At 63.9% G+C, this 20,084-nt stretch carries 19 protein-coding genes; 7 read left to right on the top strand and 12 right to left on the bottom strand.

Annotation, left to right across the window (positions count from 1 at the left end):
- Window positions 1–1,074 carry an alkene reductase gene (locus P3W85_RS22175; RefSeq protein WP_276266357.1) on the bottom strand — a complete coding sequence of 358 codons (1,074 nt, stop codon included), beginning with the start codon at window positions 1,072–1,074 and terminating at the stop codon, window positions 1–3.
- Between the two features lie 104 nt (window positions 1,075–1,178).
- Here P3W85_RS22175 and P3W85_RS22180 point away from each other — a divergent pair, with 104 nt between their 5' ends.
- Entirely contained in the window at window positions 1,179–2,051 is an 873-nt protein-coding gene (locus tag P3W85_RS22180; RefSeq protein ID WP_276266358.1) for a LysR family transcriptional regulator, read from the top strand.
- Window positions 2,052–2,261: 210 nt separating this feature from the next.
- Here P3W85_RS22180 and P3W85_RS22185 read toward each other — a convergent pair whose 3' ends face one another.
- Window positions 2,262–3,500 carry an NADH:flavin oxidoreductase/NADH oxidase family protein gene (locus tag P3W85_RS22185; protein WP_276266359.1) on the bottom strand — a complete coding sequence of 413 codons (1,239 nt, stop codon included), beginning with the start codon at window positions 3,498–3,500 and terminating at the stop codon, window positions 2,262–2,264.
- Window positions 3,501–3,577: 77 nt separating this feature from the next.
- Here P3W85_RS22185 and P3W85_RS22190 point away from each other — a divergent pair, with 77 nt between their 5' ends.
- From P3W85_RS22190 to P3W85_RS22205, 4 genes are all read left to right on the top strand, one after another.
- Window positions 3,578–4,036 carry a MerR family transcriptional regulator gene (locus tag P3W85_RS22190; RefSeq protein ID WP_017224249.1) on the top strand — a complete coding sequence of 153 codons (459 nt, stop codon included), beginning with the start codon at window positions 3,578–3,580 and terminating at the stop codon, window positions 4,034–4,036.
- 627 nt (window positions 4,037–4,663) lie between these two features.
- Window positions 4,664–5,608 carry a metallophosphoesterase family protein gene (locus tag P3W85_RS22195; protein ID WP_035805658.1) on the top strand — a complete coding sequence of 315 codons (945 nt, stop codon included), beginning with the start codon at window positions 4,664–4,666 and terminating at the stop codon, window positions 5,606–5,608.
- 32 nt (window positions 5,609–5,640) lie between these two features.
- Window positions 5,641–5,988 (top strand): cupredoxin domain-containing protein, encoded by a 348-nt coding sequence (locus P3W85_RS22200; protein WP_017224251.1) that lies wholly within the window; start codon window positions 5,641–5,643, stop codon window positions 5,986–5,988.
- A 158-nt stretch (window positions 5,989–6,146) separates the two neighbouring features.
- Window positions 6,147–7,850 carry an adenylate/guanylate cyclase domain-containing protein gene (locus tag P3W85_RS22205; protein WP_276266360.1) on the top strand — a complete coding sequence of 568 codons (1,704 nt, stop codon included), beginning with the start codon at window positions 6,147–6,149 and terminating at the stop codon, window positions 7,848–7,850.
- Between the two features lie 400 nt (window positions 7,851–8,250).
- Here the strand turns inward: P3W85_RS22205 and P3W85_RS22210 are convergent, their stop codons facing one another.
- Window positions 8,251–9,033, bottom strand: a complete 783-nt coding sequence (locus P3W85_RS22210) for an HAD-IIB family hydrolase (protein ID WP_276266361.1) — start codon at window positions 9,031–9,033, stop codon at window positions 8,251–8,253.
- Window positions 9,034–9,998: 965 nt separating this feature from the next.
- On the opposite strand from P3W85_RS22210, the gene P3W85_RS45580 reads away from it, so the two are divergent.
- Window positions 9,999–10,475: an alpha/beta fold hydrolase gene (locus P3W85_RS45580; RefSeq protein WP_430869595.1), complete on the top strand. Its 477-nt coding sequence runs from the start codon at window positions 9,999–10,001 to the stop codon at window positions 10,473–10,475.
- Between the two features lie 77 nt (window positions 10,476–10,552).
- Here the strand turns inward: P3W85_RS45580 and P3W85_RS22215 are convergent, their stop codons facing one another.
- The 8 genes from P3W85_RS22215 to P3W85_RS22250 all read right to left on the bottom strand — a co-directional run bounded on the left by P3W85_RS22215 (window position 10,553) and on the right by P3W85_RS22250 (window position 16,894).
- Entirely contained in the window at window positions 10,553–11,176 is a 624-nt protein-coding gene (locus tag P3W85_RS22215) for a semialdehyde dehydrogenase (protein ID WP_276266362.1), read from the bottom strand.
- Window positions 11,176–11,451, bottom strand: a complete 276-nt coding sequence (gene catC / locus P3W85_RS22220; protein ID WP_017224254.1) for a muconolactone Delta-isomerase — start codon at window positions 11,449–11,451, stop codon at window positions 11,176–11,178. Before catC ends, P3W85_RS22215 begins: the two co-directional genes overlap by 1 nt.
- 62 nt (window positions 11,452–11,513) lie before the next feature.
- Window positions 11,514–11,852: a 4-methylmuconolactone methylisomerase gene (locus P3W85_RS22225; RefSeq protein ID WP_017224255.1), complete on the bottom strand. Its 339-nt coding sequence runs from the start codon at window positions 11,850–11,852 to the stop codon at window positions 11,514–11,516.
- A gap of 58 nt (window positions 11,853–11,910) precedes the next feature.
- Window positions 11,911–13,197: an MFS transporter gene (locus P3W85_RS22230; protein ID WP_276266363.1), complete on the bottom strand. Its 1,287-nt coding sequence runs from the start codon at window positions 13,195–13,197 to the stop codon at window positions 11,911–11,913.
- A 78-nt stretch (window positions 13,198–13,275) separates the two neighbouring features.
- On the bottom strand, window positions 13,276–13,938 hold the full coding sequence (locus tag P3W85_RS22235; protein WP_017224257.1) for a 3-oxoacid CoA-transferase subunit B: 663 nt from the start codon (window positions 13,936–13,938) through the stop codon (window positions 13,276–13,278).
- A gap of 5 nt (window positions 13,939–13,943) precedes the next feature.
- Window positions 13,944–14,702: a 3-oxoacid CoA-transferase subunit A gene (locus tag P3W85_RS22240; RefSeq protein WP_017224258.1), complete on the bottom strand. Its 759-nt coding sequence runs from the start codon at window positions 14,700–14,702 to the stop codon at window positions 13,944–13,946.
- Window positions 14,703–14,982: 280 nt separating this feature from the next.
- On the bottom strand, window positions 14,983–15,897 hold the full coding sequence (locus P3W85_RS22245; protein ID WP_276266364.1) for a LysR family transcriptional regulator: 915 nt from the start codon (window positions 15,895–15,897) through the stop codon (window positions 14,983–14,985).
- Between the two features lie 106 nt (window positions 15,898–16,003).
- Window positions 16,004–16,894 carry an MBL fold metallo-hydrolase gene (locus P3W85_RS22250; RefSeq protein WP_276266365.1) on the bottom strand — a complete coding sequence of 297 codons (891 nt, stop codon included), beginning with the start codon at window positions 16,892–16,894 and terminating at the stop codon, window positions 16,004–16,006.
- A gap of 536 nt (window positions 16,895–17,430) precedes the next feature.
- On the opposite strand from P3W85_RS22250, the gene P3W85_RS22255 reads away from it, so the two are divergent.
- Complete coding sequence (locus P3W85_RS22255) at window positions 17,431–18,240, top strand: hypothetical protein (protein ID WP_017224261.1); 810 nt, start codon at window positions 17,431–17,433, stop codon at window positions 18,238–18,240.
- A gap of 667 nt (window positions 18,241–18,907) precedes the next feature.
- On the opposite strand, the gene P3W85_RS22260 is transcribed toward P3W85_RS22255, so the two are convergent.
- The gene (locus P3W85_RS22260) at window positions 18,908–19,609 is read right to left on the bottom strand and encodes a glycoside hydrolase family 75 protein (protein ID WP_276266366.1); all 702 of its coding nucleotides are present in this window, start codon (window positions 19,607–19,609) and stop codon (window positions 18,908–18,910) included.
- Window positions 19,610–20,084: the final 475 nt, after the last annotated feature.

The raw sequence follows: 20,084 nt of genomic DNA on the forward strand, positions 1-20,084 counted from the left end.
TCAGGCGTTCTGGGCTTCGCTCAGGGTCGGGTAGTCGGTGTAGCCCTGCGCCGCGCCGCCGAAGAATCCAGTGCGGTCCGCCTCGTTCATCGGCGCGTGGTCCTTCAGCCGCGCGACGAAATCCGGGTTCGCAAGGATCATCTGGCCATAGGCCTCCAGGTCGGCCAGCCCCGCCGCGAGGTCGGCCCCGACCTGCTCGCGCGGGCGGCCCGGCCGGTTGAGGATCAGCGTGCCCTGCCAGAGCTTGCGGAGATCGGTCAGCAGCGGCTCGTTGCCCTGGTGCACGATGTGCAGGTAGGCCAGCCCGAGCTTGTCGAGTTCGGCGACCAGGTAGCGGTACAGGTCCGGGCCTTCGACGCCTTCGTCGATGCCCCACATCGTGGTGCCGGGCGACAGGCGGATGGCGGTGCGGTCCGCGCCGATCTCGTCGGCGATCGCGGTGGCGACTTCGATGGCGAAGCGGGCGCGGTTCTCGATCGAACCCCCATATTCATCGGTTCGCGTGTTCGCGCTCGGGGCGAAGAATTGCTGGATCAGGTAGGCATTGGCGCCGTGAATCTCGACGCCATCGGCACCAGCCTTGATCGCGCGGCGGGCCGCATAGCGGAAATCCCGGACAGTCTGGCGCACTTCCTCGGTGGTCATGGCACGCGGCACGGGAATGTCCTGCATGCCCTTGGCCGTGAACATCGGCGTGCCCGGGGCGATGGCCGACGGTGCGACGCCCTGCCGGTGATGCGGCGCGTTATCCGGGTGCGACATGCGCCCGGCGTGCATCAGCTGGATGAAGAGGTGGCCGCCCTTGGCGTGCACGGCATCGGTGGTTGTCTTCCAGCCGGCGACATGGGCGTCGGTGTAGATGCCCGGCGTGGTCAGGTAACCCTGGCCGTCGTCCGAGGGCTGGGTGCCTTCGGTAACGATCAGGCCGACGCTGGCGCGCTGGGCGTAATACTCGGCGGCCAACTCTCCCGGCGTGCCGTCGTACTGCGCACGGCTGCGGGTCATCGGTGCCATGACCACGCGGTTCTGCAGGGTGTAGCGGCCGACGCGGACGGAATCGAACAGTTTGCTCACGATGAAATCCTCGGTTGGGGTGGATGGAGGCATCATCGCGCGATCCTCGTTCGGGATAAATATGGTAATTTGGAGAACATTGATCCGCTCATGGAGCAATGTGCATGGAACTGCTTAACGACATGGCCTTGTTCGTCGAGGTCGTCAAAGCCAAGGGTTTTCGCAGCGCTGCGGAGGCGATGGGCGTGCCGAATTCGACACTATCGCGCCGGATCAGCGGATTGGAGAAAGCAATCGGACTGCGCCTGCTCCATCGCACAACCCGCAAGATCGAACTGACCGAGGCCGGCCAGATCTACTTCGAGCGCTGCAAGCCCATCGTCGATGAAGCCCGGCTGGCGCACGAGCAACTCGGCGAAATGCTGGCCCAGCCCAGCGGCGTGCTGCGCGCATCGTTGCCGGTGGATTTCGCCGTAACCTACCTGGCGCCCTTGATCGCAGAGTTCGCCGGCCTCTATCCGGGCATCACCTTCGACTTCGACCTGACGCCACGACGAGTCGACCTGGTCAGCGAACCCTTCGACGTGGCGATCCGCATGGGAGAATCCGAAAGCTCGCAACTGATCGCGCGTACGCTGGCTTCACTCGCGCCTTACCTCTATGCCTCGCCCGGCTACCTGGAACGGTCGGGCGAGCCAGGCAAGCCCGCCGACCTGGCACGGCATGAGTGCCTGGGCATCCTGAAAGCGGACTCGTGGACATTGCACGACGGGAAACGGACCGCTACGGTGTCGGTGGGTGGTCGGTTCGCCCTCAACAGCGTTGGCATGATCCGCCGCCTGGCGACGCTCGATATGGGCATCATCCTGATGCCCGAGGAAGTCGTCGCCGATGAACTGGCCAGCGGGAAGCTGCGTCGCATCATGCCGGCCTGGCACGGCACGCCGATGCCCGTCTATGCCATCACGGAAACCCGTCTGCTGCCGGCGAAGACGCAGCGCTTCATCGAGTTCCTGCGGGAACGTTTAGGGCGATAGCGCTAGCGCCATAGCGGATCGGCCCCGATGTTCATGCCAAAAGTATGGCCCGGGCGAATCCTGGAATCTGGCTCTTACCACGCAATCGTGGCCCGCGTAGCGGCCGCGCGCTGTCCTGGGAACGGATGTTCAACGCCATCCACTGCCTGGGAGACTGCGCATCAACCGCACACACGTCGTGTGAAGCGTGAAGGAACGGCGCTACCACCACTAACGGGTGCTTGCGCGCTGGACCGTCCATCGACGGTAGCGCCGCGTCTGGCACGAGGTGGACAACTGCTGCAACAATAGCGCTCTGAGGGGCGAGACGCGTGGATCCGTGACACGTCCCTCGCTGAGCCTCTTGAGCTGGAACTTGACGACAGCCATATTGGCCAGCGAACCCAGCGTCTTGTTCTTCCAGCTGATCGACCGCAGCGCGGGCGCGTTGTTCTTTCCTGCATGCCAATTGCGCGGCAGATCCGGGTCGATTGACAGCGCTGTGGCGATGCCCGCCATGGCGATGCCACCGTCGATAACCTGTTCGGCCACGGCGCGGCGGCGAATGCCTCCGGTGACCATCAAGGGCATGCGCGCGACGGCGGCGATGTCGCGCGCAAACTCCAGGAAATAGGCCTCCCGGGCGAGCGTGCGGCCATCGCGGGCTTGCCCCTGCATTGCCGGCGCCTCATAGCTTCCACCCGACAGCTCGATCAGGTCGACGTTGAGCGGATTGAGCATCTCGACCACCCGCTTGGCGTCCTCGGCGCTGAAGCCGCCGCGCTGGAAGTCGGCCGAATTCAGCTTGACCGAGACCGCGAACTGGGGCGATACCGCGCTTCGTACTGACCGGACGATGTCGAGCAGCAGGCGCGCACGGTTCTCGATGCTGCCGCCCCATTGGTCTCGCCGTTTGTTGGTGAGCGGTGACAGGAACTGGCTCAGCAGGTAGCCATGGGCCGCATGGATCTGCACCCCGGTAAAGCCGCTTCTTTCCGCCAGTCGGGCGGATCGTGTGAAGCGCTGCTGCACATCGGCGATATCCCGGCCGGTCATTTCCCCGGGCACGGCGAACTGCCTGGACAGCGCCCCCAGGTCCAGCGCAACGGCCGACGGCGCCAGTGTGGTCTGGCCGAGTGCCGCAGGCATCTGGCGCCCGGGGTGGTTGATCTGCATCCAGACATGGGCGCCGCGGGCCCGTGCGATCCCGGCCCAACGCTGGAAGCGGTCCAGGTGTGTGTCGTCTTCCAGCACCACACCGTTCGGCCCGGTCATGGCACGGTGATCGATCATGACATTGCCCGTCAGGATCAGGCCTGCCATGCCGTTGGCCCAGGCATCGTACAAGCGCAGGAGCGCATCCGATGGGGCGTGGTCCGCGTCCGCCATGTTCTCTTCCATGGCCGCTTTAGCGAGACGGTTGGGAATCACCGCGCCATTGGGCAGGGCAAGGGGTGTGAACAGCGCCATGGGAGACCTCCTGATTTGACGAGAGCCTGACTTTAAGCTTAAAGTCAACTTCAAGGTCAAGACCTGGGAGAATGCGGATGAAAATCGGGGAGCTGGCTCGGCAGAGCGGCGTTGCCGCCTCACGCATCCGGTTTTATGAAGCGAGCGGCCTGCTCGAGCCCGCGCAGCGGCAAGCCAACGGCTATCGCGAATACGCGCCGGAAGCATTGACCAGGCTTGAGATCATCATGTGCGCGCAAGATTCGGGCTTCTCTCTGGAAGAGATCCGAGCCATCCTGCCACCGGACCTGGACAAGTGGCCGCATGACCAGCTCCTCCGGGCCCTCCGGCGCAAGATCGGCGAGATCGAGTTGCTGGAGCAGCGTCTGGCGCAGAGCAAGCACCGCCTTGTCGCACTGATCGACGAGATCGACGGCAGCACGGAAGGCGAAGACTGCGAGGGCAAGGCCAGGCGGGTCCTGGAGCGATTGAACCACGATGGCAACAGAAGTGCCTCGGAGGGCCCCTCAGGTCGTAGCAAGAGAAAGCGCGCCTGATTGCCGGTTGGATCACGGAAGCAGTGCAAATGCCGTTGAAAGCCGGCCGGCACGGAGGCCGAAGCATCGTGCAACGATATCAGCACACAAGCTACGTTGATGGCGGTGATCGCTAGCCGACCGGCGAAGGTGCTGGCCTATCCCCTCGACCTCTCCATGGCGGCATCCGCCGTCAACATTTCAGCGAGTCGGTTCATTCGGGCTTGACCCGGAAGGGGCGCCCCCTTGGGCCAGGGTTCTTCAACCGCGGGGAGACGAGGCCCCGGATTGCAGGCATTGTCCGCCCCCACTCAGCGACGGTATCTCGCCCGAAAGCGGACACATGCCATTCCTCCGTTCGCAGCCAAGGCAGGCGCATACGCTTTGGCGGCTTTCGGCACGCGGTTCCTGCGCAGGCGCGACTCTGCCGTTCTCCCCCCATGCGACGTCCGTCGGCCACCTACTGAACCATCTTGACCAACATGCGCGAGCGGACTGCTGCGGCGGGATGCTTCGGGCCGCCAGCGGCGTGATCTCCGATTGCGGGAATAAAGCGGACGCCGCCGCAGTTTAGCGGTTGGAACCACCCGCGCAGACCCGCCGGCCGATCCGGCGACCTGTCTCCTGAACCGCAGTCGAGAGGACACCATGCCATCAGATCTTCCTTCCAATCCGCCGCGCCGCGATGTATTGAAATGCCTCGCATTCGGCAGCGCCGGCACCCTGTTTGTCCTGGCTGGGGGCGTCCTCACGCCAGTGGAGCTGGCCCTGGCCGCCAGTACAAAGGCGCAGTCAGCGGTTTCAGGCGTTCCCTTGTTCCTTCAGATCAGCGACACGCACATTGGATTCAACAAGGACGCCAATCCGGACGTCGCGGGTACGCTCAGGCAGACGATTGACCTCGTCAACGCCATGCCAGCCAAGCCAGCCCTGACGATCCACACGGGCGATATCACCCATCTTTCCAGGCCGGCTGAGTTCGATCTCGCGGCCCAATTGCTGTCGGGACTGAGTATCACGGAATTGCACACCGTGCCCGGCGAACATGATGTGACAGACGGGCCTGGCGTCGAGTACTTCAACCGTTTCGGCCAAGCGTCGGACAACAGGGGCTATTACAGCTTCGACCACAAAGGCGTGCACTTCATCGGGCTCGTCAACGTCATGCATTTCAAGGCAAATGGTCTGGGCAGCCTGGGCGACGACCAGCTTGCCTGGCTGGAAAGTGACCTGAAATGGCGCGCATCCAGCACACCGATCGTCGTGTTTGCGCACATGCCGATGTGGACGATCTACGAACCGTGGGGCTGGGGCACCGGCGATGCCGGCCAGGCGCTGAGCTACCTGAAGCGTTTTGGTTCGGTCACGGTCCTGAACGGACATATCCATCAGATCGTTTCCAAGGTGGAAGGGAATATCACCTTCCATACAGCGCGCTCGACCGCCTACCCGCAACCTGCGGCCGGCAATGGCCCTGGCCCCATGCCGCTGAAGGTGCCGAACGATCAGCTCCCCAGGATGCTCGGCGTTACCAGCGTCAGGATCTCGCAATACCCGCTCCAGGCGACGCTTGCCGATGCGACGCTCGCCTGAATCCATCCCCTCACCCACCAAGGATCCAAACCATGCTATCCACTATCATTCAATGCGTATCGGCCGCCGCCATCGGGCGCGCGATGCTCATGGCAGCATTGGCATCCGTGTTCACCGTCGCGCAGGCGCAAGACGCCAATGCGATCCTGATCAAGAATTTCATGTTCTCGCCCATGTCGCTCACCGTCAAGACCGGCTCGACCGTGACCTGGAAAAATCTGGACAGCGAACCGCATACAGTCGTCAGCGAAGCTGGCATCTTCCATTCCAATGCACTCGATCAGGACGATACGTATCAGTTCAGGTTCGACAAGCCCGGGGTCTACAACGTATATTGCGGTATCCACCCGCATATGAAAGCGACCGTCACCGTGCGGTAGGCAAGGTCCGGTGGAACGCAGGGCCGCCACCAATCCGCCGGCGGCCCTGGAACGCGGATTCTTGCCAATCGTGCGTGCGGACCAGCGGGTCCGTGTGACACTGCCCCAGGATCCGATCGCGCCAGATTGCGGCCGTCGGGGTATGTGGAGAGTCGCGCATGTCACACTTTCGCTCTTTTCGCTGGTTGTGGCCAGCCGGCGTGCGATCGGTCCGGCTGGCAACCGGCATGGTGCTGTTCTGCTATGTCGGCACGCACCTCCTGAACCACTCGCTCGGGAATATTTCGCTCGCATGGCTGGAGCGGGATCTGCTGGTGCAGAAGTTCATCTGGCAGGGATGGGTTGGAACGGTCGTTCTGTACTCCGCACTGGCGACGCATTTCTTCCTGGGGTTGTGGGCTCTGTACGAACGGCGCTCCTTGCACTGGACCCCGGGTGAAGTAGCGCAACTCGTGCTCGGCTTGTGCATACCGCCGCTGCTGGCCAACCATGTTGTAAATACGCGGATTGCCTTTGCCGAGTTCGGCCTGGACAAAGGTTATGCCCAGGTGCTGTACGCGTTCTGGATCGATTCCCCTTTCTTTGCGCGGGTGCAGTTGATGCTGTTGGTGGTCGCCTGGCTGCATGGGTGCTACGGCATCTGGTTCTGGCTGCGATTGAAACCGTGGTTCGGGGCATGGCGGAGCGTGCTGACGAGCGCCGCCGTCCTGCTCCCCATGCTCGCGCTACTGGGCTTCCTGCAAGGCGGACGTGAGGTGGTTGCGCTTGCGCAGGACCCGGTCTGGCGCGCCGCCGCGATCCGGCCGACGACCGTCGGAACCGGGCCGCAGAATCTCTGGCTTGCCGGGCTGCGCAACGATTTCCTGCTCTTCGATGGTGGTGCGCTGCTGCTGGTGCTGGCCGCGCGACTCGCGCGCACGGTCCGGGAGCGCCGGGGCGGGCGGTTCCGCATCACGTACCCGGACGGGCGAACAGTATTCGCGCCGCTCGGATTTTCGGTGCTCGAGGCAAGCCGCATGGCCGGCATTCCCCATGCCAGCAGCTGCGGTGGTCGTGCCCGATGTACGCTGTGCCGGGTGCGTGTGCTCAGCGATGTTCCGCTGCCGGCCCCTGCCGGGGCGGAGCATCGCGTTCTGGAACGGCTCGGCGCTGACACGCAGACATTGCGCCTGGCCTGCCAGTTGCGGCCCACCCATGATCTCTCCGTGTGGCCACTGGTACCCCCGGCAGCATCGACAGCCTTCTTGCAGCGGCGCCAGCAGGAAGTCATGCCGCAAGAGCGGTTCGCGGCGTTCATGTTCGTGGACATGCGGGATTCGACAAGGCTTGCCGCGGCACAATTGCCGTTCGACAGCATATTCGTGGTCAGTCGCTTCGTGAGCGCGGTCTGCTCCGCGGTAGTCCAGGAGGGCGGTCTCCCAAACCAGTTCATGGGAGACGCCGTGCTCGCCATATTTGGCTTGAGCAGCGAGCCGTCGGCCGCCTGTCGACAGGCGCTCCGCGCGGTACCGTTGGTGGCGGCGAAGATTGACGAGCTCAACGCCGTGCTCGAGCAGCAGTTGCAAACAAGAATCCGGTTTGGCATTGGATTGCATTGCGGCCGTGCCGTCGTGGGCGAGATCGGATTCCGCGAGCATGTCACATTCACCGCAATTGGCGATCCATTGAATGTGGCCTCGAGACTTGAGCAGCTGACAAAGGAGATGGCGTGCGAGGCGATCGTTTCGGATCAGGTATTCCACCATGCCGGCGTTTCAGCCTCGGGCCTGCCGCACCTTGCCGCCCGCCTGCGGGGCCGCGATGAGCCGGTATCCGTCCGCGTGCTGTCCAGGGCAGCGCAGATACCAACGCCTGCGGCCTGACCAACGCGGGGCGGGCCAGGAACCGCCCTCCTGGCTGTATGCGTGATATGGCAGTGACGGAGTCCCGGCTGCGCGCGCGGTCAGTGTACGGGTCGCGCTCATCCGTGATTCTCGCAAACAGCCTTTCCGGGCAGCACACTCAATCCGGACTTTTCCCGGTCAAAGAGGCGGAGATCGATGGCGTGCAGATGGGCGTCCCGAGCGACGGCGCCCTTTACTTGACGATGCGCGGCCTGGCTCGGATGCGCTGCATCGACAATTCTGTGCTCCTGCATCGCCCGCATCGCCCGACGCCGCGTGGCGCATCGCTCGCCAGACCTCACACGCGCTTGATGCGCGCCTAGGTTGCGGCTAGGGACGCCGCCCTGCGCGGAGAGCATTACCACTACATTGACTCCGACTATCGTTGAGACCTGATGACCGCGTCTGCTGCCTCGATGAAGCCACGGCCCCCAGGACCATCCGTGATCCATACCGGTGGGACCGGAATATCCGACAAGTGCTCTCTTACCGTGCTTACGCCGATGGTATGTTTGAAGAAGGCAAACATAGGAGCATCGTTTGTCGAGTCGCCCGTGTAGAGAATCGCGTCTCGCTTCGCATCGATGTCGACGCCATAAGCTTCGCGCATGACACGGCGCGTCATCGACAGCTTGTCGTACCCGCCAAGCCAACCCAGGATCCACAGATTGTTGACCGTCGTGTTAGCACCAGCTTCCCGCAAGGCATCAACGATTTTCTTGTCAACCGAAGGATCGTAGGTTCGGGAAAAGGCAATACTGGTCAAGCGAAACGCCTGGTCATCGGCCATAACCGCCTCCGGCACTGCTGCCTTCACTGTATGCGCAATGCGCTGCAATTGCGTCGCGACTTCAGCTTGCGCTTCCACTGCATGCCAATACCGGCGAACTACGCCATGAGCATCCGGACTGCGCCTCAGGAAGATTCCACCGTTTTCCCCGATCACACCATCGATCGGCCACATCCGAGCCATCTGGTCGCACCAACCCGCGGGCGCGGCCGTGACAGGTATCACTTGTATGCCGAGGGTCTGCAACCTTTCCAGTGCTGCGTATGTCGCGGCGGAAAGACGCCCCCGATAGGTGAGGGTTTCGTCCATATCCGTGAGCACAAACCGAATACCGCGAAAGTCGTCGAAAGTTGAACCGGACAGTTCCTGCATGTCGCTCTTATGAAGTTCCGTGAACTGGAATTGTCCTCCCAAATCTCGTCAGCCAATATACGAAAATGTTGCTTACATATTCGAAATCCCCAAAGTGGCGGCTTACCAGCATTTGAATTTGAGGCCGTCGAAGCAAAAGGCGCCAAACTTGGGGACTACATCCAGACCGGCCATCTGCTGCAGGAAGTCGACGTGAAGTGGCCCAAATAGGAGCCCTTTGATTCCAATGCAGTTTACCGGGATGGCCGTCCCTGGCAGCCATGTGGAGTTTCAGGCACGCCTGGGCCCAAGACTCCCCTCTTTGACCGCTTCCGGCCAGTTTGGGTCATCCAAAGATGGGGCGTTGAATGACTGAGGCACCCATTCCCGGCCGCTCAGGACCGGCCCGCTCGAAACCTGGGTACAGCGATCTTGCCCGCATATGTCGTCGCTCCCTCCCAGAGAGGCGCCACTTCCGTATACAGCCCGCACCTTTGGAAAGAAGACATTGGCGCGCAAAGTACAAATGGAGGCAGCGTAGGTCAAGTTTCTGGTCGCCGATGCCCTTTTAATAGCCACTGGATATCGAGCACCTTTCCACTGCAGTGCCCGTCCTATCCCAACCTTGACCAAACGGAGACGCTCCCCAATGAAAGCAGAAGCCACGCAAGTCCTCAACGAAGTTTCCGCGATCGACACAGTTCATATCAGCGGCAAATCCTCCCCTTGGATCCCCTTCACCCCGGTTAGCGGCAAGATCCTGCTCAAGTCGGCATGGCATTGGTTGTGTCGACCGGAGAACTGCACTTCCTCAACGAAGCCGGGGAGGTTGCATACATCGAGACCTGGCGCTCGGCCCTGGCCCGTTATCGAGACAACTGCAAGGCCAATCAGACTCCCGAGATCAACCTGATCGGGCGACACGTCCCAAGCCAATTGGCCCCGACGAACATGGTCCACACAACCGCCCGATTGGTGCTACACCGATGACCTGCCTTGCCTCGTCCACCTCGCACTCTGCGCTTGAGACGCTGTCACTCGTCTCCGAGCCAAATACGCATACGGCTCTCGCTGCAGGTCCGCGGCGTGGCGAATGCGTCCTGCTGCTGCACGGGTGGCCCGAGTGCGCCGACTGCTGGCACGAGGTGCCGGTCGCGCTCGGCGGGGCGGGCTATCGAGCGGTTGCTGTCGACCAGCGCGGATTCGCCGCTGACGCCCCCAAGGACATCGCATCCTGCGCCTCCGGGCACCTCCGGCCGGACGCCTTGGTGTTCGCCGGCCAACTGGGCATCGAGCGCTTGCATCTGGTTGCGCACGACTGGGGTGGCCTGGTGGCGTGGGGCCGACCGGATCTCGCCACTGCTCCTCGAGCATCTCGCCGACACACCGCTGGCGTGATCTCTCATTCTGGTATCGATGGCCAACGGAGTTCCGATCCATGTCCAGCGCGGCGGCTCCGGTAAGCACGACACTGGGAAGGTAGCCTTGCATTCTGTGTTCAGACCGTCATCACCGGCCGATTCACGGCCGCACATGCCGATCACGCCGGTGAGGAGGCCAATCGATGAATGTCGGCAGGCGCCAGGATGGCATGTGGCACGCCGTGTCGTACGGCGTTGAGCATGGCGTCACCGATGATCTGCGTGGTCAGAACACTCTCTGGGGAGAGACGCCGAAGCATGGTCAGCATCGGCTTCAGCAAGATGCACATCCACCGATATACGTTGGTGCGCGACGCGATGCCGTCTTCAGGAATGATTGCGGAAGGCCGGAAGATAACCACCTGGCGAAACGGCAGCCGCCGCAAGGCGTTCTCCGTTTGACCGCGAACACGGGCCCACATCGTGCTGCCTTTCTCGCTGCTGTCTGCGCCGGCTCCGGACACATACACCATTGTCATGCGCGGATTGCGAGCAAGCAGTTGTTGCGCGACATGAAGCGTGAGATCGTAGGTCACCGCGCGGTATGCGGACTCCGACATGCCGAAGGAGGAGACTCCCGCACAGAAGAAACAGGCATCGACACCAGCGAGCGCGTCGCCTACAGCCTGGAGACGTTCCAGATGCGGTGTGATGACAACGTTGAGGCGCGGATCGTCGTAGCCTTGCAGGGGACGTCGGCCGATCACGATAATCTCGGTGACGTCCCCGCGCCCCGCCGCCATCAGATCGCCGACGGATGCTGCGCCAGCGGCGTGACCTGGATGGTCATATAGGGAAACAGCGGCAGCGACGACAGCAGCGCGTGCAGTTCATCGTTGCTCTGCACGTCGAAGATACTGACGTTGGCGTAGCGGCCCACGACGCGCCACAGGTGGGGCCACTTCCCGGACTTCTGGATCTCGATGGCACGCGCCTTCTCGGCGGCCTTGATGGCATCGGCCTGCTCGACCGGCAGGGAGTCGGGGATCTTCACGTCGATATGCACATGGTAAAGCACGGTGTCTCCTTGAAGGTGATTTCGGGGCCCGCCCGGTAGTGGACCGTGGAGGCCGGTCCAGCTCAGCCCGTGCCATCGCCGCCGACCGTCTCGGTGCGCAAGGGCTTGAGCCGGCCGATGAAGGTCTTGCCATGCTCGAACCACGTCTTCCGGATGTCGGAGGCCATATAGGTGGCGTAGGCCGCTTCGTTCTCGAACCAGCATTCGCCGATCGCGTCGACGTGGCCGATGTCGAAGAAGGGCACGTGGGTGTCGGTGGGCTGCTCGGCGACGAGGCGGACCTCGTACTTGTGCAGGCCCGGCACGTCGTGCGACATGTCGTAGTGCCGCCGGCATTCGGCGCGGAAGGTGGCATCGGACATGCCTTCTGGCTTCACCAGCAGGTACAGCATGCGGATCATCGCGTCTCCTCTTGGTATGGATCAGTTCTGTGTGGCGCGCGCCTGCCGGCGCCGCGCGTCAAGTATGCGCCCGCGCGGGCTCGGCGAGCGGTGCCGCGGCATGGGCACCTTCCGCTGCGCCGATGTGCTCGATGGCGATGCCACGCGTCTCGGGCAACAGCAGGATGCCGAACACGGCGATGGCATAGGCCACCAGACAGAAGGCGCCCATGGCGTTGGCGAGGCCGATGTGGGTGGACAACACGCCGACGCCGACGACGGAGCCCGCGCCTACCGACTTGCCGACGTTGTAGGCGAAACCCATGCAGGTAGTGCGCACGTGGGTGGGGAACAGCTCGCTCAGGAAAGGCCCCAGCGCGGCGAACATGCCAATCGCGGAGAAGCCGACCAGGAAGCCGAGCACGGCGGCCAGCACCGGGTCGAGCGGCAGCAGCATATAGCTGGCGGTGACGATCCACGCGCACACGGCCAGGCCGATCAGCGTGGGGCGCCGGCCGATGCGGTCGGCCAGGTCTGCGGCCACGGCGAAGCCGCAGAACGAGCCGAAGGACATGATGAATACGGTGACGATCATCGAGGACGCGGCCACCTGGCGCTGGGCGAGCAACGAAGGCAGCCAGATCAGGATGGCGTAGCAGCCGGCCTGCAGGCCGATCACCAGTACGCTTGAGAGGATCAGCGAGCGCGCGTACTGACGGCTGAACACCGAGGCCAGCGAGGCCCGCGGCATGCGGCTCTGCCTGGCGCGCTCGAACATGGCCGAGTCCTTGATATGGCGGCGGATGAAGAGCACGATCGACGCCGGGATCACGCCGCTCCAGAAGGCCACGCGCCAGGCCAGGTCGTGCGGCAGCCAGGCCAGCAGCGCCGTGGCCACCACCACCGCCAGAGCCCAGCCCAGGGCGAAGCCGGACTGCACGAAGCCCATGGCCTTGCCGCGGTGCTTGGGGTCGATCACCTCGGCCATCAGCGCGGCGCCGACGGCCCATTCGCCGCCGAAGCCCAGCCCTTGCAGCGTGCGCGCGACCAGCAACTGGTTGTACGACTGCGCGAAGCCGGCAAGCACGCCGAAGAACGTGAACCAGACAATGGCGAACACCAGGATGCGCGCGCGGCCGTAGCGGTCGCTGAGGATGCCGGCGCCCCAGCCGCCGATAGCGGTGACGACCAGCGCCACGGTGCCGAGGACACCCACTTCGGCCTTGCTCAGGCCCCACGCCGCGGTCAGCGCGGGCAGCAGGAAGCTGAACATCTGCATGTCGAAGGAATCCAGCGCCCAGCCGGAATAGCAGGCCCAGAACGTTTTCTTCTGCTGGGCGTTCCCAGCCTTGTACCAACCTGTCATTGTCGTCTCCTGTCTGTTCTGACTCTTTTGTTTTGTCTTGTCTTGGTCCCGCTGTCGCGCGCGCCGCCCGCCCGATGCTCAGGCGTACTCGGCCATGACCATGGTCGTGAAGTCGAGCGCCACGTCGGTGACCGACTGCAGCCCCTGCGGCGACATGTCGCCAACGATCTCGATGACTGACACCCCTTGCGGGCCGATGGCAAAGGTGCCGAGCTCGGTGTACACGCGGCTCACGCATGCCATCCCGGTGAGCGGGTAGCTGCACTGGCGGCGCAGCTTGCTCGCGCCGTCCTTGGTCAGGTGGTCCATCATCACGAACACCTGCCTGGCGCCGATGGCCAGGTCCATGGCGCCGCCCACCGCGGGGATGGCGTCGGGCGCGCCGGTGTGCCAGTTAGCGAGGTCGCCGCGCTCCGAGACCTGGAAGGCGCCAAGCACGCAGATGTCGAGATGGCCGCCGCGCATCATGCCAAAGGCGTCGGCATGATGGAAAAAGGCCGCGCCGCGCTCCAGCCGGATCGCTTCCTTGCCGGCGTTGATCAGTTCCCAGTCTTCCTGGCCGGGTTCGGCGGCCGACCACTGCCCCAGCACGCCGTTCTCGCTGTGCAGGATAATTTCGCGGTGGCGCGGCAGATGGTTGGCCACCAGCGTGGGCAGGCCGATGCCGAGGTTGACGTAGGCACCGTTGGGGATGTCGCGCGCCACGCGCGCGGCTAGCAGGTTTCTTGCCACTTGGTCCATTTGCCTCACCTTGTCTGTGCGCTTGCGTGTGCGCTTGCCTTCGCGCCCGCCTGCAGGTTTGCCGCCGCGCCTTCCAGCCGGCGCATCGGCAGCGCGCAGGCACCGTCGCGCAGCACCACGCGCTTGACGAAGATGCCGGGCGTGACGACGGCCTCGGGGTCAAGCTCGCCCAGTTCGCACACACGCGTCACCGCGGCGATGGTGGTGGTGGCGGCCATCGCCATCACGGGCGCGAAGTTGCGCGCGGTCTTGTTGTAGACGAGGTTGCCCCAGCGGTCGGCTGCCGCGGCGTTGATCAGGGCCACGTCAACGTGGATGGGATACTCGAGCACGTAGTCGCGCGCGCCGATGCGGCGCGCTTCCTTGCCTGCCGCCAGCAGCGTGCCGTGGCCGGTCGGCGTATAGAAGCCGCCGATGCCGCAGCCGGCTGCGCGCAGGCGCTCGGCCAGCGTGCCCTGGGGAATCACTTCCAGCTCGATCTCGCCCGCGCGGTACAGTGCCTCGAAGACATAGGCATCGCGCTGGCGCGGGAAGGAGCACATCAGCCTGCGTACGCGGCGCGCCTTGAGCAGCGCGGCGAGGCCGGTATCGCCGTTGCCGGCGTTGTTGCTCACCACCGTGAGATCCTTGGCGCCCTGCTCGATCAGGGCGTCGATCAGTTCGTCGGGCATGCCGGCGCCGCCGAATCCGCCGATGGCGATGGTGGCGCCGTCGGCCACGTCGGCTACCGCCTCGCGCGCCGTTGCGTAGAGCTTGTCGATCATGTCTCGCGTCGTTGTTATCGGGTACGGCAAGGTTGCCATGCACCTGCCGGCCGAACAATTTCGCGATTTGCAAGCACCCTTAGCACTGCGTTAAGCACTGGGCCAGAGCCGTAGTGAAGGGCTGGCGGGAAGCCTTCGGCAAGGTGCGCTCATGCCACGCGGCGAACGGCGAAGGGCCTGGCGCGCCGTGCCGAGGGCGACGGCGAACGGTGAAAGGAAGGCGGCGAGAAGGCGCCCTGGGCGTGCAGGAAGCGTGAGAGGTGGCCTGCCGCCCCCGCGGCTAGCCCGCGCCGCCGGCGGGCGCGTAATGGCCGATCAGGCGGTTGGCGAACTCGCGCGCGAAGCTGGATAGGCCCTCCAGATCGCGCGCGCAGACCTGGAAGGTGCGCACGGCCCAGTCATCGCGCAGGTCGCTGCAGCCGATGCGCTGCTCGCTCCTGAGACGCGCGAAGGCGGCCTTGGGCACGATGGCGATGCCGGCACCGGCGGCCACCATGCGGCAGGTGGCGTCGTAGCTGGCCACGTGCACGCGGATCGTCATGGGCTTGTGCAGCGCGCCCGCGGCGCGCGTCAGGAACATCTGGTAGGCGCTGCCCTCGAGCAAGGCAACGAAGGCATGCTCGAGCGACTGCTCGAACCACACGGCCGGCTCCGCGAGCAGCGGATGGCCGAGCGGCGCGACCAGGATCAGCGCGCTCTTGACGAAGGGCACTGCCTGCAGGCCTGCTGTAGGCACATTGCCGGAGATGATGCCGAGATCGGCGCCGCCCTCGCGGACCACGCGCACCACGTCATCGCTCAGGCGCTCGCGCACGTCGATGCGCACATCCGGATGGGTGGCGAGGTACTCCCCGATGACCGGCGGCAGGTATTCGGTGATGGCGGTGGTGTTGGCCACCAGCTTGACCTGCCCGCTCAGGCCTGCGGTGAAGGGCTGCAGGTTGCCGGTGAGCCGCTCCAGCTCGGCCAGCACCACGCGCGCGTGCTGCAGGTAGACCTCGCCGGCCGCCGTCAGCGCCACGCCCTGCGGCGAGCGCTCCAGCAGGCGTACGCCGAGCGTGTCCTCGAGGTTCTTGATGCGGTTGCTGACCGCCGGCACTGAAAGAAACGAACGCTCGGCGCCACGGGTCAGGCTGCGCGTTTCCGCCACGTTGACGAAGAGGCGGAAGTCGGTGATGTCGAAGGGAACAGCCATGCAGCATGGTCTCGCGGCTCAATCGTGTAGTGGGGATGATACCCCCGATGCGGGAGAGACCTGGCGCCATGGAGCGGGTGCCAGCGCGCAGCCCGGCCGTCGTGGGCTACCAGCCCGCCGGCTCGAAGCGGAAGCCCTGACCCTGGCGCCGCACGTAGCCGCAATACGGCTCGCCGAAATGCACCGGCAGCACCAGCGCGCCGCTGTCGGCGGCCTGGTTGAGGAAGGCCAGGCGGGTGCTGCGGGCAAGGTCGGGGCGGATACAGTAGCCGGAGTTCAGGTCCGGGCGCACGATCTGCAGCGGGCTGTGCAGGATGTCGCCGCAGAAGATTGCCTCCTCGCCGTGCGAACGGACCCGGAACGCGACCTGCCCCGGGCTGTGGCCGGCAGCGGCCTCTACCTGCAGGCAATCGGCGATCTCGCGCCCCGGATCGATCATCTCGGCCAGGCCCGCGTCGACCACCGGCATCACGCTGTCGAAGAACGATTCGCCGAACACGTCCACCACGCCCGGCTCCTTGTTGCGGCCCTGCTCGCAGAAAACGAAGTCGTCCTTGGGGAGGTAGTAGCGCGCGTTGGGGAAGGTGGGCACCCAGCGGTTGTCCTGCCAGGTGGTGTTCCAGCCGACGTGGTCGGCATGCAGGTGCGTCATGACCACATGGGTGACCTTCTCCGGCGGTGCCCCGGCCGCGATCATCCATTCGCGCACCAGCGTGTTGAGCATGTTCATGCGCGCGATGCCCGCGCGCGGCTTGAAGTTGCCCACGCCGGTATCGACGACGATGATATGGCTCCCCGCATGCACCACCCAGAACTGGATCGTCACGATCAGCTTGTTCATGTGAGGTATCCAGTGGTGCGGCGCCATCAGGCCGGCATTCGCATCCAGGACCGAGCGGTCGATGTCGGGGAACAGGAAAGCCGGATCGTGCGTGGGACCCGCATATTCGAGGATACGGGTGACCTTTAGGTCGCCGACGGTGCGCGTTTGCATCATGATGCCGTGTCTCCTTCTTTGTTCTATGCGGACCGGGAGCGGCGCGCCGGATCGACGGCTCCGCTTGGCAGGCTCCAAGCATCGGCGATTTCACCGCTGGCGCCAATTTCGCTTTCCGAAAGTGGGGTTTCAGGCGGCTTTACCCGGCGCATCCGGCGACATCCGCCCTGCCCCTCCGCCCCGCCTGCCTGCCGCTCCACTCCCTGCGCCTGTGCTACCGCGACCTGCCCGGGGTGCGCTCGAGGTCCATCGAGAATTGGGTACGCAACGCCTACAGCAGCCGCTGGCGAGCCTCGGCCCGGCGCTTGCTCTCCTCTCCCGGAGCGCTTTCGTGGCCGTGTGGGCCTGACGTTTGGCATCCCGCCAGTCCGCCCCAAGTACACCGAGCGCTTCGAGTCCCAAAGCAGACATGGAAGTATGGCGTGCAAAGCAACGTACGGCATTTTGGAGCGGCGCGCTGAAGATTGCAGGATTGCCCCACAGCTTGAAGACGGCAGCAGTGTGTACACTACCGTGCCTCCATTTTCATTTGACCCATGACGATCACCATCAACGAAGACCTCCGCGCCTACATCGATCCACTTACAGAAGGCGAATACGCGGCACTCGAACGCAGCTTACTCTCGGAAGGGTGCCGCGATGCGCTGGTGTTGTGGGGCGATCTCCTGGTGGACGGACACAACCGCTACAGCATCTGCCAGGAGCACGGAATCCCTTTCAATACGGTGCAAAACCAGACGTTCCAGTCGATGGACGATGTGCACCTGTGGATGATCGACAATCACCTCGGGCGGCGCAGCGTATCGGATTTCCAACGAGGCATACTCGCACTGCGGAAGAAGGAAATCGTATCCGCGCGTCTGGCACAAGCGCAAGCCCAGCGTTGTTCCGCAGAGCCTGCCGGGGCCGAAGTCGCCACGCAATCCGGCGCCGATCCAGTGTTGACTCGCGAGGCTGTTGCCCGCACAGCGCGGGTGAGCAGTGCGACGCTCGGTCAGATCGAGAAAATCCAGAAGACAGCTGCGCCGGAGTTGGTCAGCGCAGTGAAGGCGGGCGTGATTTCCATCAACGCTGCGGCTGCCGTGGCCTCCTTGCCTGGCGAGAAGCAGGTAGCGGCCGTTGCTGGAGGCAAGAAGGAACTGCGCCAGGTGGCGAGGCAGGTGCGCGAGGCCCGCGTGCCACCCAAGCCCGAACCGGCACCCCCACCCAGCGACGCCACACCCGATCAACTTGCAATTCACCGCCTGACACTATTGGTTGCACAGATCACAGAAGAGCGCGATCAGTTGAAAAAGAAGGTGCAGCATTTGACGGTTGCACTTGCAGAGGCCCGCGGTGGCCAATAGCCTGCCGCGCATTTCATGAACGGCCACGGCGCAATGGCGCATCGTTGCCACTTGGAGTGGCGGAGATCGCCGGTCGAGGATCGAAGGACATGAGCCATTGTGGGTGGCTCATTATCCTCCTGAGGGAGGCCTGACCGTAGCCCCCGCTTTGGCGCGGTCCCCCAACGTTGCTTCTCGAAGCGGAACAACTTTACGCTGGCGGACGCGTGCGCGCGGCAACTCCCCGATTCCATTGCGACTGTCATGGCTGCCCTCACATTGCGAGGTTTGGGCAGGGCACTACATCAGCCCCTCCTGCTAAAGGGAAACGCTGATCAAATCGCTGTGCGGTGAGTCGTCGCGGCATGCGCCGAGTGCGTGGTCACAAGCATATCCATGAGGCAGGTCTGGAGATGAAGCGTTAGATCAGTTTTGCAGAAGCGGGATAAGCGGGATGCCGGGCTTGTGGCCAGAGAGGCTCCGATTCCGCTGCACCGAATTCGCCTGCTGCCTGCCTTCCTTCCTGGTTCAGAATGGCCTCGCTATTGCACCGCCGACAGGGCATTGGACGACATAGCGGTCCAACGCCCTGTCGCGGACGGCATCGTCTGACACGGCAAACCGCGGTGCCGGTCGGATACAGACGCCATCCTCGGCGCCAGACTGCCGAAGCAGCTATCCGCAGGACCTACTTTGCCTCAGCCTCTTCAGACAGCAAGCCGTTCCAGAGCGCACCGGCTTCTTGCTGAATCCGGTCGTTCGGCAGCCATGTCTTGTTGGAGCCTGGGAAGACCACCAGGTAAGTCTCGCTCGCCAGCGAGCGATTCGCCGCACACTTGGGTCTGCCTGCGACTTTCCCTACGACCTCGTGACCTAGCTGGCGATGTAGTTGGATCGACCCTTCGCCAAACTTCTTCTCGGGCCCCGAGTCTGCTGCAATAGCAAATGCAATCTTGTCCCCGGAAATCACGGTTGCCAGGTCGCCCAGTTGCATGCCTAGTTGCTTGTAAGGAGCCTTGCAAGCCGCTTTATTTGCGGCATCGGCGCACCCAGGCAAGACAAAATATGGCGTGATGTTTGCGTCCGTCGGCTTTCCCTTTGGACCTGGAAGAGCGGTGCCGGCGGCAGACGTGTTGTCACAAGCCCGGATCTCCTTTGAGGCACCATCAGTATCGAGCTTCAGGTCCGCCGCCTTGACGATGATGGCCTTCCCATTGGACGTGCGGTAAACGAAAGGGTTGCCAATCCACTGGCTTGTGCCATCAGAAAACGTGACCGGTGCTGCACTGGCTTTTGCAACGAGTCGTTGCACGTCCTCCAGTGGCCCGGCGTGCGTCGGCCCGGCAGCCCACAAAGTAATGAGAGTCAAGGTGAGACCAAGCTTGCGCATATTTCCTCCGCTTGTGATGTGAAGCATGGGTGGGGCAAGCGAATGCTACCTATCGACGTGCGCTCTGGGCATCCCTACAGAGAGGGGCTTTGACCCTGCGTGCCGCGCGCGATGCCGGCCCTTGGCCGCGCAGGCACAGCGTCGCGTGCCCAAGTGTCGTCGGGCCCTGGCAGTGATGGCGGTGCAGCTGGCAGCAGCTCGCGGGACACTTCCCTGCCGCCTGTTGCCGGCATGAACAGCCAGCTCGAACCGCGCTGCTTCTCCCGCCCCGCTGATGGTTTTCGCCCCACCTCAAGAGTGGAGCATGAGACGCAAAAATGCCGTTTTCGCGCGCAGCGTCAGCCGATGTCAGAACTTGTCAGCTTTGCACGCGGGGGGCTCGCTAGCATCGGCGCCTGTCAAAAAGTGACTGGTCGCCCTCCATGTACCGCTTATTCCCCAGCTTGCCCCGCCGCCCCGCCTCGCGCGCGCGGCA

The sequence above is a fragment of the Cupriavidus basilensis genome, from assembly GCF_029335485.1.
GTDB lineage: Bacteria > Pseudomonadota > Gammaproteobacteria > Burkholderiales > Burkholderiaceae > Cupriavidus > Cupriavidus basilensis_E.

Excerpts from the sequence above, each read along its gene's own strand:
- P3W85_RS22245 (WP_276266364.1), bottom strand. The coding sequence starts at position 15,897 with ATGGCTGTTCCCTTCGACATCACCGACTTCCGCCTCTTCGTCAACGTG.
- P3W85_RS22250 (WP_276266365.1), bottom strand. The coding sequence starts at position 16,894 with ATGATGCAAACGCGCACCGTCGGCGACCTAAAGGTCACCCGTATCCTC.
- P3W85_RS22255 (WP_017224261.1), top strand. The coding sequence starts at position 17,431 with ATGACGATCACCATCAACGAAGACCTCCGCGCCTACATCGATCCACTT.
- P3W85_RS22225 (WP_017224255.1), bottom strand. The coding sequence starts at position 11,852 with ATGATCCGCATGCTGTACCTGCTGGTGAAGCCAGAAGGCATGTCCGAT.
- P3W85_RS22180 (WP_276266358.1), top strand. The coding sequence starts at position 1,179 with ATGGAACTGCTTAACGACATGGCCTTGTTCGTCGAGGTCGTCAAAGCC.
- P3W85_RS22215 (WP_276266362.1), bottom strand. The coding sequence starts at position 11,176 with ATGGCGGCGGGGCGCGGGGACGTCACCGAGATTATCGTGATCGGCCGA.
- P3W85_RS22260 (WP_276266366.1), bottom strand. The coding sequence starts at position 19,609 with ATGCGCAAGCTTGGTCTCACCTTGACTCTCATTACTTTGTGGGCTGCC.
- P3W85_RS22235 (WP_017224257.1), bottom strand. The coding sequence starts at position 13,938 with ATGGACCAAGTGGCAAGAAACCTGCTAGCCGCGCGCGTGGCGCGCGAC.
- P3W85_RS45580 (WP_430869595.1), top strand. The coding sequence starts at position 9,999 with ATGACCTGCCTTGCCTCGTCCACCTCGCACTCTGCGCTTGAGACGCTG.
- P3W85_RS22210 (WP_276266361.1), bottom strand. The coding sequence starts at position 9,033 with ATGCAGGAACTGTCCGGTTCAACTTTCGACGACTTTCGCGGTATTCGG.
- P3W85_RS22195 (WP_035805658.1), top strand. The coding sequence starts at position 4,664 with ATGCCATCAGATCTTCCTTCCAATCCGCCGCGCCGCGATGTATTGAAA.
- P3W85_RS22230 (WP_276266363.1), bottom strand. The coding sequence starts at position 13,197 with ATGACAGGTTGGTACAAGGCTGGGAACGCCCAGCAGAAGAAAACGTTC.
- P3W85_RS22190 (WP_017224249.1), top strand. The coding sequence starts at position 3,578 with ATGAAAATCGGGGAGCTGGCTCGGCAGAGCGGCGTTGCCGCCTCACGC.
- P3W85_RS22205 (WP_276266360.1), top strand. The coding sequence starts at position 6,147 with ATGTCACACTTTCGCTCTTTTCGCTGGTTGTGGCCAGCCGGCGTGCGA.
- P3W85_RS22185 (WP_276266359.1), bottom strand. The coding sequence starts at position 3,500 with ATGGCGCTGTTCACACCCCTTGCCCTGCCCAATGGCGCGGTGATTCCC.
- P3W85_RS22200 (WP_017224251.1), top strand. The coding sequence starts at position 5,641 with ATGCTATCCACTATCATTCAATGCGTATCGGCCGCCGCCATCGGGCGC.
- P3W85_RS22240 (WP_017224258.1), bottom strand. The coding sequence starts at position 14,702 with ATGATCGACAAGCTCTACGCAACGGCGCGCGAGGCGGTAGCCGACGTG.